The 16,390-nt window shown below is 65.8% G+C and carries 9 protein-coding genes; 7 read left to right on the top strand and 2 right to left on the bottom strand.

The window, feature by feature from the left end; genetic code table 11:
* Positions 1-60 precede the first annotated feature (60 nt).
* The 3 genes from uvrA (at position 61) to P9239_RS02070 (ending at position 7,593) form a co-directional block, all read left to right on the top strand.
* Positions 61-5,871 (top strand): excinuclease ABC subunit UvrA, encoded by a 5,811-nt coding sequence (gene uvrA / locus P9239_RS02080; RefSeq protein WP_309748848.1) that lies wholly within the window; start codon positions 61-63, stop codon positions 5,869-5,871.
* The gene (locus P9239_RS02075; RefSeq protein WP_309748847.1) at positions 5,871-6,272 is read left to right on the top strand and encodes an ACT domain-containing protein; all 402 of its coding nucleotides are present in this window, start codon (positions 5,871-5,873) and stop codon (positions 6,270-6,272) included. The genes uvrA and P9239_RS02075 overlap by 1 nt, the downstream gene beginning before the upstream one ends.
* Before the next feature lie 76 nt (positions 6,273-6,348).
* Entirely contained in the window at positions 6,349-7,593 is a 1,245-nt protein-coding gene (locus P9239_RS02070; protein ID WP_309748846.1) for a DUF445 domain-containing protein, read from the top strand.
* Positions 7,594-7,595: 2 nt separating this feature from the next.
* Here the strand turns inward: P9239_RS02070 and P9239_RS02065 are convergent, their stop codons facing one another.
* Positions 7,596-8,801, bottom strand: a complete 1,206-nt coding sequence (locus P9239_RS02065) for a hypothetical protein (RefSeq protein ID WP_309748845.1) — start codon at positions 8,799-8,801, stop codon at positions 7,596-7,598.
* Positions 8,802-9,432: 631 nt separating this feature from the next.
* Here P9239_RS02065 and P9239_RS02060 point away from each other — a divergent pair.
* The 4 genes from P9239_RS02060 (at position 9,433) to P9239_RS02045 (ending at position 15,187) form a co-directional block, all read left to right on the top strand.
* Positions 9,433-9,909, top strand: a complete 477-nt coding sequence (locus P9239_RS02060) for a nuclear transport factor 2 family protein (RefSeq protein WP_309748844.1) — start codon at positions 9,433-9,435, stop codon at positions 9,907-9,909.
* Positions 9,906-11,819: an amylo-alpha-1,6-glucosidase gene (locus P9239_RS02055; protein ID WP_309748843.1), complete on the top strand. Its 1,914-nt coding sequence runs from the start codon at positions 9,906-9,908 to the stop codon at positions 11,817-11,819. The genes P9239_RS02060 and P9239_RS02055 overlap by 4 nt, the downstream gene beginning before the upstream one ends.
* Positions 11,820-11,903: 84 nt before the next feature.
* Positions 11,904-14,639 carry an MGH1-like glycoside hydrolase domain-containing protein gene (locus P9239_RS02050; protein WP_309748842.1) on the top strand — a complete coding sequence of 912 codons (2,736 nt, stop codon included), beginning with the start codon at positions 11,904-11,906 and terminating at the stop codon, positions 14,637-14,639.
* A gap of 128 nt (positions 14,640-14,767) precedes the next feature.
* The gene (locus P9239_RS02045; RefSeq protein WP_309748841.1) at positions 14,768-15,187 is read left to right on the top strand and encodes a hypothetical protein; all 420 of its coding nucleotides are present in this window, start codon (positions 14,768-14,770) and stop codon (positions 15,185-15,187) included.
* A 70-nt stretch (positions 15,188-15,257) separates the two neighbouring features.
* Here P9239_RS02045 and P9239_RS02040 read toward each other — a convergent pair whose 3' ends face one another.
* Complete coding sequence (locus P9239_RS02040) at positions 15,258-16,376, bottom strand: TAXI family TRAP transporter solute-binding subunit (protein ID WP_404980184.1); 1,119 nt, start codon at positions 16,374-16,376, stop codon at positions 15,258-15,260.
* Positions 16,377-16,390: the final 14 nt, after the last annotated feature.

The following is a 16,390-nucleotide window of genomic DNA, read 5'->3' as shown; positions in this document are numbered from 1 at the left end:
CCTTGCGCGGCGCCGCCCACGGCCTGACACGCCGTCCATCTCATTGAACCGGTTGAAAAATTGGCATCGAACAACGCAATCCGCATTCGCGGCGCCCGTCAACATAACCTCAAGAATCTCGATCTCGACCTGCACACCGGCCAGATGACGGTCGTGACCGGACCGTCCGGTTCCGGCAAGTCGAGCCTCGTCTTCGACACGCTCTATGCGGAAGGCCAGCGCCGCTACGTCGAAACGTTCAGCGCCTACGCGCGCCAGTTCCTGGACCGGATGGACCGCCCGCAGGTGGATCGCGTCGACGGCGTGCCGCCCGCCATCGCCATCGACCAGACGAACCCGGTGCGCAGCTCGCGCTCGACCGTCGGCACGATGACCGAGCTGAACGATCACCTCAAGCTCTTCTACGCGCGCGCCGCCGAACTCTTCGACAGGAAGACCGCGCACCGCGTGCAGCACGACACGCCCGAGACCATCTATGCGCGACTGCTGGAGCGCACGCGCGACGGCGATCCGCGCCTCGCCGTGACGTTTCCCGTCGAATTGCCCGATACCACGAGCGACGACGAAGTCGCGCAGTGGCTTTCCGCGAGCGGCTACACGCGCGTGCAGGCCAAGCGCCACGTACAAACGGAAGCGGGCGCGCGGCAAGTGCTCGATGTCGTCGCCGACCGGTTCCGCTTGCAGGGCACGGAGCGCTCGCGCGCGCTGGAGGCCATCGAAGGCGCGCTGCTGCGCGGCAGCGGGCGCGTGAACGTCTACGTGCTGAAGGACGAAGCCGAACCCGATATCTGGCGCTTCTCGACCGGCCTGCACAGCCCGGAAAGCGACTTGCGTTACGCCGATCCGCAGCCGGCGCTCTTTTCCTTCAACTCGGCCTATGGCGCGTGCGAGACGTGTCGCGGCTTTGGCCGCGTGATCGGCGTGGATTACGGCCTCGTCGTTCCGGACGAGAAAAAGACGCTGCGCGAAGGCGCGATCAAGACGCTGCAAACGCCGGCGTGGAAAGAGAATCAGGACGACCTCGTGCGCTACGGCGCGAAGGCGGGCATCCGGCTCGGCGTGCCGTGGAGCGAACTGACGCAGAAAGAGCGCGACTGGGTCATCAACGGATCGCCCGACTGGACCGGCAAGTGGGGCAGCCAGTGGTACGGCGTGCAGCGTTTCTTCGACTATCTGGAGTCGAAGGCGTACAAGATGCACATTCGCGTGCTGCTCTCCAAGTACCGCAGCTATACGACGTGCCCGGCCTGCGCGGGCGCGCGGCTCAAAACCGAGTCGCTCTTGTGGCGCCTCGGCACGAAGGAACAGGCCGACGCGGTGCTCGCGCCCGCCGACCGCTTCATGCCGACGGGCGTCGACTGGACGCGCGATCAACTGGAAGCGTTGCCAGGCCTGACCGTGCACGACCTGATGCTGATGCCGATCGAGCGCATCCGCCGCTTCTTCGATTCGCTCACGCTGCCGTCCACGCTGCTCGACGAGGCCTTGAAGCTGCTGCACGCCGAAGTGCGCACGCGCCTCAAGTATCTGTGCGACGTCGGGCTCGGCTATCTGACGCTGGACCGGCAAAGCCGCACGCTCTCGGGCGGCGAAGTGCAGCGCATCAACCTCACGACCGCGCTCGGCACGTCGCTCGTGAACACGCTGTTCGTGCTCGACGAGCCGAGCATCGGGCTGCATCCGCGCGATCTGAACCGCATCGTGGAGGCCATGCACCGTCTGCGCGATGCGGGCAACACGCTCGTCGTCGTGGAGCACGATCCTTCCGTGATGCTCGCGGCGGATCGCCTGATCGACATGGGACCGGGACCGGGCGAACGCGGCGGCGAAATCGTCTACGACGGCACGCCCGACGACATTCAATCGAGCGATACGCTCACCGGCGCGTACCTCGGCGGGCGCAAGCACGTCGCGCATGCGTCGAACTGGACGCGCCGCGTGGTCGATGCGAACACGCCGCGCCTCGTCCTCGAAGGCGCGAGCGATCACAACTTGCAGGACGTGACGGTCGAAATTCCGCTCGAGCGCCTCGTCTGCGTGACGGGCGTCTCCGGCTCGGGCAAATCGACGCTGATTCAGGACGTGCTCGCGCCCGCGCTCATGCGTCACTTCGGCAAGGCGACCGAAGCGCCCGGCGCGTTCCGTGCGCTGAAAGGCGCGGACCAACTGAGCGACGTCGTGTTCGTCGATCAGTCGCCGATCGGCCGCACGGCGCGCTCGAATCCGGCGAGCTATGTCGGCGCGTTCGACGAAATCCGCAAGCTCTTCGCGAAAGCGCCGCTGGCGGCGCAGCGCGGCTACGGCGCGAGCATGTTCAGTTTCAATTCGGGCGATGGCCGCTGCCCGACCTGCGGCGGCTCGGGCTTCGAGCACGTCGAAATGCAGTTCCTCTCCGATGTCTACTTGCGTTGCCCGGATTGCGACGGCCGGCGTTATCGCGCCGAGATTCTGGATGTGAAGATCGAGCGCGGCGGGCGCGAGCTGAGCGTCGCGGACGTGCTGGAACTGACCGTGAGCGAAGCCGTCGAGTGCTTTGCCGCGGACGCGGACGTGCTGCGCGTGCTACAGCCGATCGTCGATGTCGGCCTCGAATATGTGAAGCTCGGCCAGCCCGTGCCGACGCTCTCGGGCGGCGAAGCGCAGCGCCTGAAGCTCGCGGGTTTTCTCGCGGAAACCGCGTCGCCGAATCAGAAAGCGCGGCTTTTCATGTTCGACGAGCCGACTACGGGCCTGCATTTCGACGACATCGCCAAGTTGATGCAGGCGTTGCGCAGGCTGCTCGAGCGCGGGCATTCGCTGATCGTCATCGAGCACAATCTCGACGTGATTCGCGCGGCGGACTGGATCATCGATCTCGGTCCCGAAGGCGGCGACGGCGGCGGTCAAGTGGTCTGCGTCGGCACGCCGGATGACGTCGCGGCTTGCGAGCAGTCGCATACGGGCCGCGCGTTGCTGGACTACGAAGAAGCCATGACGCCCGGCGCGGCGGAGAAGCACGCGGGCGTGCCGCTGCAACTCGCGGCGGAAGTGGCGAGCGCGCGGCGCGCGTTGCAGGGCGAGGACGTGGTGCGCATCGTGAATGCGCGCGAGCACAATCTGAAATCGCTCGATGTCGATATCCCGCACAACAAGTTCAACGTGGTGACGGGCGTGTCCGGCTCGGGCAAGTCCACGCTCGCGTTCGATATTCTGTTCCACGAAGGACAGCGGCGTTATCTGGAGTCGCTGAACGCGTATGCGCGCTCCATCGTGCAGCCGGCGGGTCGGCCCGAAGTCGATGCGGTCTACGGCATTCCGCCGACGGTTGCGATCGAGCAGCGGCTGTCGCGCGGCGGGCGCAAGAGCACGGTCGCGACGACTTCGGAAGTCTGGCACTTCCTGCGCCTCCTTTACGTGAAGCTCGGCATCCAGCATTGCATTCACGACGGCACGCCGGTTCAGGCGCAAAGCTCCGAGCAGATCGCCGCGCAGATTCTGCGCGATTTCAAAGGCCAGCACGTCGGGCTGCTCGCGCCGCTCGTCGTGAACCGCAAGGGCGTCTACACCGATCTCGCGAAGTGGGCGAAAGCGCGCGGCAACACGCATCTGCGCGTGGACGGCGACTTCCTGCCGGTCGATCCGTGGCCGAAGCTCGACCGCTTCCGTGAACACACCATCGAACTGCCGGTCGCGGATCTCGTCGTGTCGGCGGAAAACGAAGCGGACCTGCGGCGTCTGCTCGACGAGACGCTCGAAATTGGCAAGGGCGTCATGCATCTGTGCGCGCCGCTCGACGAACTGCACGGCGCGCTCTCGAACGGCAAGCGGCGCGGCAAGGAAGAAAGCATCGTGTTTTCGACGAAGCGCGCGTGTCCGGTCTGCGGCACGAGCTACCCGGAACTCGACCCGCGCATGTTCTCCTACAACAGCAAGCATGGCTGGTGCAACACGTGCGTCGGCACGGGCGTCAAGCTGACGCGCGAACAGCGCGCCGCTTTCGATGACACCGTCTTCGCGCAGGATGATCGCGGCCGCGAGCAGAGCATCGGCTCGGTGGATCAGGAGCCGGACGATATCGTGGATCAGCCGTGCCCGGAATGCGAAGGCACGCGCCTTAACGACGTCGCGCGTGCCGTGACGTTCGGCAATTACCCGATCACGGAAGTGGGGCGCTGGACCGTGACTGACACGCGCGAGTGGGTTTCGACGCTGAAGCTCACGGGCCGCGATGCGGACATCGCGCGCGACGTCGTCAGCGAGATCGAAGGGCGCCTTCAGTTTCTGGAGGAAGTCGGGCTCGGTTATCTGAGTCTCGACCGCGCCGCGCCGACGCTTTCCGGCGGCGAAGCGCAGCGCATCCGTCTCGCCGCGCAGCTCGGCAGCAATCTGCAAGGCGTCTGCTACGTGCTGGATGAACCGACCATCGGCCTGCATCCGCGCGACAATTTGATTCTTCTGAGCGCGCTCAAGAAGCTGAACGACAAGGGCAACACGCTCGTCGTCGTCGAGCACGACGAAGACACGATCCGTCGCGCGGATCACATCATCGATATCGGGCCGGGCGCGGGCAAGCGCGGCGGAACCGTCGTCGCGCAGGGCAGCGTGACGGATCTCGCGGCGCACAAGGCGTCGCTGACCGGGCAGATGCTCGCGAGGCCGATCGTGCATCCGTTGCAGCCGCGCCGCGAAGTGCGCGCGGCCGTCGGCAAGCGCCCCGCGGTGCCGGAGCAATGGCTCACGGTCGAAAACGCGACGCTGCATAACCTGCGCAATGTAACGGCGAGCGTGCCGCTGAACCGGCTCGTCGCGATCACGGGCGTGTCGGGCTCGGGCAAATCGACGCTCGCCCGCGACGTGCTCATGACCAATCTGCTCGACGCGGTCGGCCGCTCGGTGCTGTCGTCGCCTGCGGAGCGGCGCGCGCGCAAGGCGGCGCAGGCGGACGCTCCAGCGGCGAAATCGCGCGCCAGCGTGCTCGCCCGCGAAACGCCGCGCCCGAAGTTCGACGTGGTCCACGCATGGCAGGGCTGCTCGGGCGTCACCGGTTTCGAGTCCATCGACCGCGTGCTGGAAGTCGATCAGACGCCGATCGGCAAGACGCCGCGTTCCTGTCCGGCGACCTACATCGGCATGTGGGACACCATTCGCAAGCTCTTTGCCGACACGCTGGAAGCCCGCGCGCGCGGCTATACGCCGTCGCGCTTCTCGTTCAACACCGGCAACGGGCGCTGCCCGGCGTGCGAAGGGCAAGGCGTGCGCACCATCGCGATGAATTTCCTGCCGGACGTCAAGGTGCCGTGCGACGTGTGCCACGGCCAGCGCTTCAATCCCGAAACGCTCGCGGTGACGTGGCGGGGCAAGAACATCGGCGAAGTGCTGACCATGGAGATCGACGAGGCCGTCGAGTTCTTCGCGTCGATGCCGAGCATCGCGCATCCGCTGCAATTGATGAAGGACGTGGGCCTCGGTTATCTGACGCTCGGTCAGCCGTCGCCCACGCTCTCGGGCGGCGAGGCGCAGCGCATCAAGCTCGTCACCGAGTTGTCGAAGGTGCGTGACGACATCACGCGGCGCGGCCAGAAGCCGCCGCATACACTGTACGTGCTGGATGAACCGACCGTCGGCCTGCACATGGCGGACGTCGCGAAGCTGATTCGCGTGCTGCACCGGCTGGTGGACGGCGGGCATAGCGTGATCGTGATCGAGCACGATCTCGACGTGATCGCCGAAGCCGACTGGGTGCTCGATCTCGGACCGGAAGGCGGCGTGAACGGCGGGACCATCGTCGCGGCGGCGGACCCGGACACGCTCGCGAGTCATCCGCGCAGCCACACGGGCACGGCGCTGAGGCCGGTGCTCGGCAGGACGCCGCCTGCGGAGGATGCCGCCTGATGTCGCCGCCTGTCTCCGATCTGCAGACGCTGCTGGCGTCCTTGCAGCCCGAGCTTCAGCCCGGCGTCTATGTGTTCGCGTCACTGCCGGATCATGCCGCGCCGGGCGGCGCGGGCATCGTCGCGACGTTTCGCGAGCGCGAAGGCGTAACCGTCGTCATGGAAGAAGGCGCGGCGCAAGCGGCTGGCGTCACGCCGCTCTTTCGGGCAGCGTGGATCACATTGACCGTGCATTCCGACCTGAACGCGGTCGGGCTGACCGCCGCATTCGCGCGCGCGCTCGGCGACGCGGGCATCAGTTGCAATGTGATGGCGGCCGCCTGTCACGATCACATCTTCGTGCCGGTGGAGGCCGCCGGCCGCGCCATGGACGCGCTCTTGAAGTTGCAGCAAGGGCGTTGATATGCTTGCGCGCTTCGATCACTTCTATAGCGACAAGTAGATGGAAACGCAGGATAAAGCCGTAGCACTGAGAAGGATGAAGTGGTTCGCCGCCGCGTTGCTCGTCGGCGCGGGCGTGCTATTCGCCATCGCGAAGAGCCAGCACGACGCGGGCGCGTGGGCGTGGGTGTCCGCGTTCGCGGAAGCCGCGATGGTCGGCGCGCTCGCGGACTGGTTCGCGGTCGTCGCGCTGTTTCGCCATCCGCTCGGCGTGCCGGTGCCGCACACGGCGATTCTGCCCGCGAACAAGGCGCGCGTGGCCGACAACCTCGCCGTGTTCGTGCGTGACCGCTTTCTCGGCACGGATGCGCTCGTCGAGCGCGTGAATGCGTTCGATCCGGCGAGCCGTCTCTCGGTCTGGCTCGCGGAGCCGAAGAATGCGGAGTTGCTCGGCAACCGCGCGGTCGGGGCGGTCGGCCAGTTGCTGTCCTTCATTGACGACACGCGCATCAAGTCGATGCTCCACGACGCGATTCGCCGCCGCGCCGACGCCTTCGATCTTTCCGCCGCCGCCGGCAACCTGCTGTCGACGCTCACCGCTGACCGGCGGCACCAGTTGCTGCTCGACGAGGGCCTCAAGCAAATGGCGGGGTGGCTCGACAAGCCCGAAGTGCAGGAGATGCTCGCGGCGCGCATCGTCGCCGTGGCGGGCGAGGAGTATCCGAAGCTCATCGGCATGCTTGGCTTCGTCGGGCTGGATGCGGGCGATCTCGGCAACAAGTTCGCGGCGGGCCTCGTGCGCGGCGCGAACCAGTGGCTGCACGACGTGACGAGCGACCCGGAGCACGAACGCCGCAAGGCCTTCGATGCCGCAGTGGAACGCTTCGTCGAGCGGCTGAAGACGGATCCCGCGTTCAAGGCGCGCATCGACGAACATAAGCGCGAATGGCTCGACAGGCCGGAACTGCGCGGTTACGTGGACGGCCTGTGGGACGAGTTCACCGCGTGGCTTTCGGCTGACCTGAAACGCCCCGATTCCGCGCTGCACGCGAAAGTGGTCGAAGTCGCGGCGGGTTTCGCGCAGGCGCTGGGCGGCGACCCGCTGCTGCGCGACTCGATCAACGAGCACATGCGCGACGCGCTCAAGGCGCTGGCGCCGGAGTTGCGCGAAGGCATTGCGAAGCACATTGCCGCGACCGTCAAGCAATGGGACGACGCCACGCTCGTGCGCGACGTCGAGCTGAATATCGGCCGCGACCTGCAATTTATCCGCCTGAACGGCACGCTTGTGGGCGGCGCCGTCGGGCTGCTGATTCACGCGGTCACGGTGCTCGCCGCCTGACGCTATCGGCGCGCGACGACCACGCTTCCCGCCTTGGGCAGCGCCTCGCCGCCCTCGCTGCCTTCGCTGTTCTCGAAGCCGTTGACGGTGACCGCGAGCCCGCCCGTCAACGCGAGCGCGAGCAGCGGGCCGCGCCCCGGCTGGCCCCGCGCGAACGCCGGCACGGCCCATTCGTCGCCGTCCGCCGTCGCGAGCACATAACGGGTGTCGGGACCGAGCGTGTCCGAATCGATCATGCGCACGATGCTCCCTGTCTCGGTCTTCGGAAAGCGCGTGGTCTGGCAATAAAACGTGGGGCTGCCCCGGTGCGGCAGACCGACCGAAACGCCCGTGATGGTCGAGTTCGCGTCGGCGGTAATGCTCACCGGCAAGTGCAGCGCCAGCGCCGTCATCAGCATCTGGTGCCGGCTTGCGTGCTTCGTCGTGTTCATTTGTGCGCAGTAGTGCGTGCCGTCCAGGGCGCGCAGCACATAGCGGATTTCGTCGAGCGCGTCCGAGTCGATGATGTGCACGAGCGATCCCGTCTGCATGTCCGTCAGCTTCTGGCCGAACAGGATCATGGAGGGCGCGGCGCCCGTCGCCAACGCGCCGACCGCGATGCCGGTCACGTAGTGCTCGTCATTGCCGCTCACCGTGACCGGCAGGCCGAACCGCAACGCGAGCAGGGCGAGCTTGTGCCGGTTAGCGTGCTCCTGGCGGTCCATCCGCACGTGGTAGCGCGCGGCCTCCGGCGTCTTGACGATGACGCTCAGCGTCTCGGCCGCTTCCTTGTCGATGATCTCGTCGATGACGCCGGAACGCGGTGTCGTCGAAATCAGTCCGGGCGCGCAGTTGATGTTCGGCCCGAACGCCCGTGACCCGACCGAGAGCGCGGTCAGGTAGTAATCGGCGTCGCCGGCGACTGTCGCGGGCAATTTCGCTCTGAACGCTGCCATGAGGAGCGCGCTTCGGTAGCCGTGTCCCTTCGGGCAGATTTGGGCGCAGAAGTGCGAGCCGTCCGGGCTGCGGATGATGTACGCCATGCTGCCGAGCATGTTGGCCTCTTCCACTTGCACGACTGTGCCCGTGCGCACGTCTTCCAGCAGGCGCCACGTGTGGCCGAGCGCGGGAAGCGGGACGACATCAGGCAGCGTGGCCGCGACGTCGGTGATATGGTGCGTGGCATCCGCGCGAATGGTGACGGTCAGCCCCAATTCGAGCGCCGCCATGAGAAGGTCATTTCGCGCCGGATGTTCCCGGTAATCCAGTTGCGCGCAATACTCGGACTCGTCTCCGGTTTTCAAAACATAAATAATGATGTCGGGTGATTGAGGATGAATCGCGCGGCTAATAATGCCGGTGCGTAAGTCCGTCAAGAAATAATCGGCGGACGCCAAAGAAAGCGTGCTGATTCGAGGCCTGATTCTCATGGTGCGCGGCGTGCGGCCTTTAAGCGGGCGCTGGCTTTTCAAGGTTGGGGCAAAGGCGGGCCATGCGTGCGCGCGGGCCGCCGCTGAAGTGCGAACGTCGAATCTTTGTGATTAGAACGACCGTTCTAGGAATTTAAGTTAAGAATAATTCGACGTCAATTAATATCTCACACGTTCGAAACAGAGCTTATTAAGACGTTTCCTGAAATGATTAAGACTGTCTTAAAAACAATGCTGTGAAACCGGTTTCTTCACGATTTGAATTTCGCTTGTTTAATAAACGCAGGCGGCTCGTCGCTAATCATCTAAACAAACAAGTTTCAGTAAAAATCGTCCGGCGACGCAAGAAGTACGGACGACCCCCTGCAAACCGCCCGCAGTCGCGCCAAAATGCCAACTTCCGCGCGGCCCGATCACTGCCGAGACACCCATGACAAACCAGAACGTCGAACTCATCGAACGCTTCTACGCTGCCTTCCAGCGCGCCGACGCGGATGCGATGGCCGCGTGCTATGCGCCGGACGTCCGCTTCGAGGACCCCGCGTTCGGTTTGCTGCACGGTCGCGAAGTCGGCGACATGTGGCGCCTGCTGCTCGGTCGCGCGACCGACTTCGCGCTGACGGTGGACGGCATCGGCACGCTTGGGCAGACCGCGAGCGCGAAGGCCGTCGCGCGCTATACGTACTCGGCGACGGGCCGCGCGGTCGTCAACGAGATCGCCACGCGCTTTGCGATCCGGGACGGGCTGATCGCCGAGCAGACCGATAGCTTCGATCTCTGGCGCTGGAGCCGGCAGGCGCTGGGCGTGTCCGGCTGGCTGTTCGGCTGGACGCCGCGGATGCAGACCGCGATCCGTACCAAGGCGCGGCGCGCGCTCAGCGACTATCGCAAGCGGGCGGCAACATGACAGCGATCGACGCGGCGCGGCTCGAAGACGAATGGCTGGAAGCGGACGCGCACGGCGGTTTCGCATCCGGCACGGTGGGAACCATGCGCACGCGCCGCTATCAGGCGCTGTTGCTTGCCGCGACGCAACCGCCTGCGGGCCGCGTGGTGCTGGTGAACGGCATCGAGGCGTGGGTCGAGATCGGCGGCGACCGCTTTCCATTGACGATGCAACGCTACGCGCCCGACGTGCTGTATCCGGACGCCTGCGCGAGCCTCGTTTCCTTCGATACCTCGCCGTGGCCGACATGGCGCTATCGCGTCGGCGACGCGCACACGGTCGTGGCTGAAGTCTTCGTCGCGAAGGAGAGCGGCGAGACGGTGCTGCGCTGGCGTCTCTACGGCGGACAGCCGCCGAGCGGCGCGACGCTGCACGTGCGCCCGCTGCTGTCGGGGCGCGACTATCACGCGCTGCATCGCGAGAATCCGGCATTCTGTTTCGATGCCACGACGGACGGCGAGCGCGTTCATTGGCGGCCGTATGCCGATCTGCCGGCCATCGGCGCGACGGCGAACGGCGCGTATCGGCACGCGCCCGACTGGTATCGCAATTTCAGCTACGCGCGCGAACGGGAGCGCGGGCTCGACTTCATCGAGGACCTGGCGACGCCCGGCGTGTTCTCGTTCGATCTGACGCGCGGCGAGGCGGTCATGATTCTGCATGCCGACATCGGCGACACCGTGCCACGCGCAGCCGATGCGCTCGCGCATGCGTCGCGGCTCGCGGCGCGCGAATCGGAGCGCCGCGCGGCATTCCCCTCGCGCCTCGCCCGTTCCGCCGATGCGTATGTCGTCAACCGCAAAGAGGGGCGCACGATCATCGCGGGCTTTCCGTGGTTCACCGACTGGGGCCGCGATACGTTCATCTCGATGCGCGGCTTGCTGATCGCAAGCCGACGTCATCAGGATGCCGAATCGATTCTGCTCGAATGGACCGACGCGCTCTCCGAAGGCATGCTGCCGAACCGCTTTCCCGACAGCGGCGGCCAGCCGGAGTACAACTCGGTGGATGCGTCCTTGTGGTTCGTGATCGCCGTGCACGACTATCTGGCGACCGGCCACGCGCTCGCGGCGACGGCGAGCCGCCTGCAACGCGCGGTCGATACGATCCTCGAAGGCTACGCGCGCGGCACGCGCTTCCGGATCGCCGCCGACGACGACGGCCTGTTGCGCGCGGGCGAGCCCGGCGTGCAACTGACGTGGATGGACGCGAAAGCGGGCGACTGGGTGGTGACGCCGCGCATCGGCAAGCCGGTCGAAGTGCAGGCGCTGTGGATCAATGCGCTCGCGATCGCCTCCGCGTGGAATCCGCGCTGGCAGACGCTGTGCGCCCGCGCGCGGCAGAGCTTCGCCGCGCGCTTCGTGGACCCGCAGACCCGCGCGCTCTACGATGTCGTCGATGCCGACCACGAGCCGGGAAAGATCGACCGCTCCATTCGCCCGAATCAGATCTTCGCGGTCGGCGGGCTGCCGTATCCGCTTGTCGAGGGCGATATCGCGCGCGCCGTGCTAGATCAAGTCGAAGCGCATCTGCTGACGCCGCTCGGCCTGCGCACGCTCGCGCCGTCCGACCCGGCGTATCGGCGGCGCTATGCAGGCGGCGTGCTGGAGCGCGACGGCGCCTATCATCAGGGCACGGTCTGGCCGTGGCTCATGGGGCCGTTCGTCGAAGCGTGGCTGCGTGTGCACGGCGCGGCGGGCGTGCGCGAGCGCTTTCTCGCGCCGCTTTACGCGCATCTGGACCACTACGGGCTCCATCACGTGAGCGAAGTCGCGGACGGGGACGCGCCGCATACGCCCGGCGGCGCGCCGTTTCAGGCGTGGTCTCTTGCGGAACTGCTGCGCGTCGAGAAGCTGCTGGACGGCGCATGAGCCGTCGATTGTGCGTCCGGTCGCGAAAACGCGCTAAATTAGCCGTTTCCCGCACGACGCACGAGGCCGCACGAGGAGACGCCCATGGCGAAAACGCGCACCGTCAATCAGATCGACACCGTGGAAGGATCGCGGCTGCATTCGGGCGACTGTCCGCGCTGGCAGCGTTGGGGACCGTACCTCAGCGAACGTCAGTGGGGCACGGTGCGCGAGGACTACAGCGAGTTCGGCACCGCATGGGAGTACTTTCCGCACGATCACGCACGCAGCCGGGCGTATCGCTGGGGCGAGGACGGCATCGCGGGCTTCGGCGACGACAAGCTCAACTGGTGCGTCTCGCTCGCGCTCTGGAACGGGCGCGATCCGATTCTGAAGGAACGCCTCTTTGGCCTCACGAATCAGGAAGGCAATCACGGCGAGGACGTAAAGGAGCTGTACTTCTACCTCGACGGCACGCCGACGCATTCCTATATGCGCATGCTGTACAAGTATCCGCACGCGGCGTTTCCGTACGCCGATCTCGTCGATGAAAACGCGCGGCGCGGCGCGGACATGCCCGAGTACGAAGTGCTCGATACCGGCGCATTCGACGACGAGCGTTACTTCGACGTGCAGGTCGAGTACGCGAAGCACACGCCCGACGATATCGTGATGCGCGTGACCATCGAGAATCGCGCCGCGTATCCGGCCGCGCTCGACGTGCTGCCGCAAATCTGGGCGCGCAACACGTGGTCGTGGAAACCGACGCCGACGAAGCCGTCGCTGACGCTGCAAACGGCGCGCGGCGTCACGCAGGTCGCGGCCGGCCATCACGGCCACGAGCCGATGATCGTGACGGCGTGGTCGCCGGATACGGACGGCATCGAATGGCTGTTTTGCGAGAACGAGACCAACGTGCGGCGCCTCTTTCGCATGGAAGGCGCGGGTCCGTTCAAGGACGGTTTCAACGACTACATCGTGGCGGGCGACGAAGACGCCATTCGCCGCGATACGGGCACGCGCGCCGCGGCCCGGGCGCATCTCACGCTCGACGCGCACGCGACGGCCACCGTGTTCCTGCGCTGGCGTCCCGAATCGGCGCCCGACGCGACGCCGCTCGATGTCGACGCGCTCTTCGCGCGCCGTATCGCGGAAGCCGACGAATTCTATGGCGCGCTCCAGCACGACATCGAGGGTGCGGATCAGCGGCTCGTACAGCGGCAGGCGCTCGCGGGCATGTTGTGGTCGAAACAGTACTATCAGTTCGACGTGACGCGCTGGCTCGACGGCGATCCGCTTCAGCCGAAGCCGCCGAAACAGCGGCGCTCGGGGCGCAATGCGGACTGGCGGCATCTGTGCAACGCGGACATCGTGTCGATGCCGGACAAGTGGGAATACCCGTGGTACGCGTCGTGGGATCTGGCGTTCCATGCGGCGGCGTTCGCGCTCATCGACCCGGCGTTCGCGAAGCGGCAGTTGCTGCTGCTCGTGAAAGACCGCTATCAGCATCCGAACGGTCAGTTGCCGGCCTACGAGTGGGCGTTCAGCGACGCCAATCCGCCCGTGCATGCATGGGCGACGTGGCGCGTGTACGAGATCGACCGCGCGATCACCGGCAAGGGCGATCGCGATTTCCTGGAACTCGTCTTCCACAAGCTGCTGCTCAACTTCTCGTGGTGGGTGAACCGCAAGGACGCCGACGGCCACAACATCTTTCAGGGCGGCTTTCTCGGGCTCGATAACGTCGGCATCTTCGATCGTTCTTCGCCGCTGCCGACGGGCGGCCATATCGATCAGGCGGACGGCACCGCGTGGATGGCCGCCTATGCGCTCGATCTCATGCGCATTGCCCTTGAACTTGCGTATGCGAATCCGGTGTTCGTCGATATCGCCGTGAAGTTCTTCGAGCACTTCCTGTATATCGCGGAAGCCGTGAGCTGCGAGGACGGCTGCGATACGGGCCTCTGGGACAGCGAAGACGAGTTTTTCTACGACAAGCTGCGCCTGCCGGACGGCTCAAGCGTGCCGATGCGCGTGCGGTCGATCGTCGGGCTGATTCCGCTTTTCGCGGTGCATGTGCTCGAGCCGAGCGTGTATCGCGCGTTGCCCGAGTTGCGCGAGCGCTTGCACTGGTTCCTGGAGCATCGGCTGGATTTGTCGCGGCTCGTCTCACGCTGGAATATCGCGGGGCAGGGCAATAGCGTGCTGTTGTCGCTGTTGCGCGGGCATCGGATGAAAGCGCTTCTGAAGCGCATGCTGGACGAGTCCGAGTTTCTGTCCGACCACGGCGTGCGGGCGCTGTCGCGCGTGCATCTCGACAATCCGTTCGTCTTCTATCACAACGGCGAGAGCTTCTGCGTGCAGTATCAGCCGGCGGAATCGGCGTCGCGCGTGTTCGGCGGCAACTCGAACTGGCGCGGGCCGGTATGGATGCCGGTGAATTATCTGCTGATCGAATCCATTCTCGAATTCCACCGCTATTACGGCGACGATTTCCGCGTGGAGTATCCGACAGGTTCGGGCCAGACATTCTCGCTCGCGGAAATCGCCGACGAACTCGCGCGCCGCGTGACCCGGCTCTTTCTGCTCGACAAGAACGGGGAACGCCCGGTGATGGGGGCGTATCCGCTGTTGCAGGCGGACCCGCGCTCGCGCGATCTCGTGCTCTTTCACGAGTACTTCCATGGCGACAACGGGCGTGGCGTCGGCGCGTCGCATCAGACGGGCTGGACGGGGCTCGTCGCGTTGCTGTTGCAGCCGCGCGCGTCGGGGCCTTCGGGCGTCGTGCCGCTTGCCGGTGAGGCCGATGCCGACATGCAGGAATTCGCTAGCGCAAAGTAGCCGGGCAGCAGCCAATTCGACCGCAGCAACAAGGTGCCCGCTTTGTTCGGATAAGTCTTATATCGCTGTTCTCTCCATCTGCGTAATTTGTGCAGACGAAAATGTGTGGCGCTTTGGAGAGCAGAAGCATGAACCGATCAGCGAGTGCGTACGACATGAGACAGGCCGCGGCGGGATACGGCCCGCAGCCTCCTTGCCGCACCGAGCACGAGGAGAGCCCGCCGTTCGCGTGGGTCATGCTCGTCTTCGTCGCGGCAATGTGCGGCGGCGCATGCGTCACCTGCGCGTTCGACAGCATCGCGGCCGGCTGGATAGCGGGCGTCGGCATACTGGCCGCGCTCGGCGGCGCCATCGACCACTGGTTCTCCGGCGCGGCCGCGCTCGAGCGCCGGCTCGAGGCGCGGTCGCGGGCGCGTCACCGCGCGCTCCAGAGATCCGCGCCGGGATGCGGCCGCAAGGCGCAACGCCGGTGCGGCTCGCACGCGACGGCGCGGGAATGGACCTCGATCTCGGCGTATCGCCGGTATTTGCCCTTCGAGCCCGCCTGACGCGCCGGCGTCGAACGCCTGGTGTCCGACATCCAGACCTTAACCGACGCTTCGAACGTAGCGTCGCGCGCTACTGATCGCAGAGCAGCAGCAGTTTCTCCTGCGCGGTGCAGCTCGATTTCTTCTTTTGGGCGGCTGCGTCGCTGCCGCGTGCCGACACGGTCTCAGCCGAACCCTGAGACTGCGCGACCGCCGCGCGCTTGGCGATGCACGCGCGCAAGTGCTTTTCCATCGGCGGATAGTATTTCCAGCCGCGCGTGAGCGGCGGCAATTCAAGATGGACCTGCTTCCATTTCGGATGCCCGCTCGCCTGCAGCGTGTCGAAGTTGGTGCACAGCGAATCCGCGAACTTCGACAGCGCGCCGACCGTGCCGCGCAAACCGTAGTCGTAGGTGACGAGGAACGCCTTGACCGTGAGCGTCGGCGTGTCTTCCTGAATCCAGTTCGGGTAGCTCGTCGTGCGGATGGTCGCGGGAAAATACGTCTGTTTCGCGCGCGCCGTTTCGGGCGCGGCCGGGTCGAGACGCAGCAGCTTGATCTGCTGGAGCAGTTCGGGATTCATGTCCTGAAACAGCTTCGCGGGCTGCCCGGCGACGATCACCGCGACGTCGATCTTGCGCACGATCAGCTTCGCGAGCGCGTCTTCGTTGTTGTAGTGCTGCTCGTTGGCGTCGGGAATCGGCTCGCCGAACATCAGCCGGTACAGCGTCTCCGCCGATTGCGCCGTGCCGCTGCCGATCGGCCCGACGCTGATGTTCTTGCCTTTGATTTCGTTGATGTTCTTGAGCGGCGAATCCGAGCGCACGACGAAATAGATCTCCTCGTCATACAACGGCATGATGAGCCGCAGCGGCTGGATGATGCGGCCGGCTTCGGCGTTGCCGGAGTTGGCCATGTCGAGATACGCCTGATACACGTCGGACTGAACCAGCGCGAACTTCACGCCCGGCTCGTAGCGCATGCGTTGCACGTTTTCCGCCGATCCCTTGGACGGCAGCACTTCGAGGTCCATGCCGGCGGGTTCGGCCACGTACTTCGCCAGGTCCTGCCCGATCTGGATATACGTGCCGCGCTCCTGGCCCGTGGTGATCTTGTAAGGCACGGGATCGGCGGCGTAGCCCGATTGCGCCGCGCAGGCGAGTCCGATGAGCGCGCAAAGGGCGAGCGCCCCCCGCGCGGCATTCCGCATGAATTGGCTGGAGA

This window comes from Caballeronia sp. LZ062 (assembly GCF_031450785.1).
Classification (GTDB): Bacteria; Pseudomonadota; Gammaproteobacteria; order Burkholderiales; family Burkholderiaceae; genus Caballeronia.
This window is presented reverse-complemented; position numbering and strand designations above follow the sequence as displayed.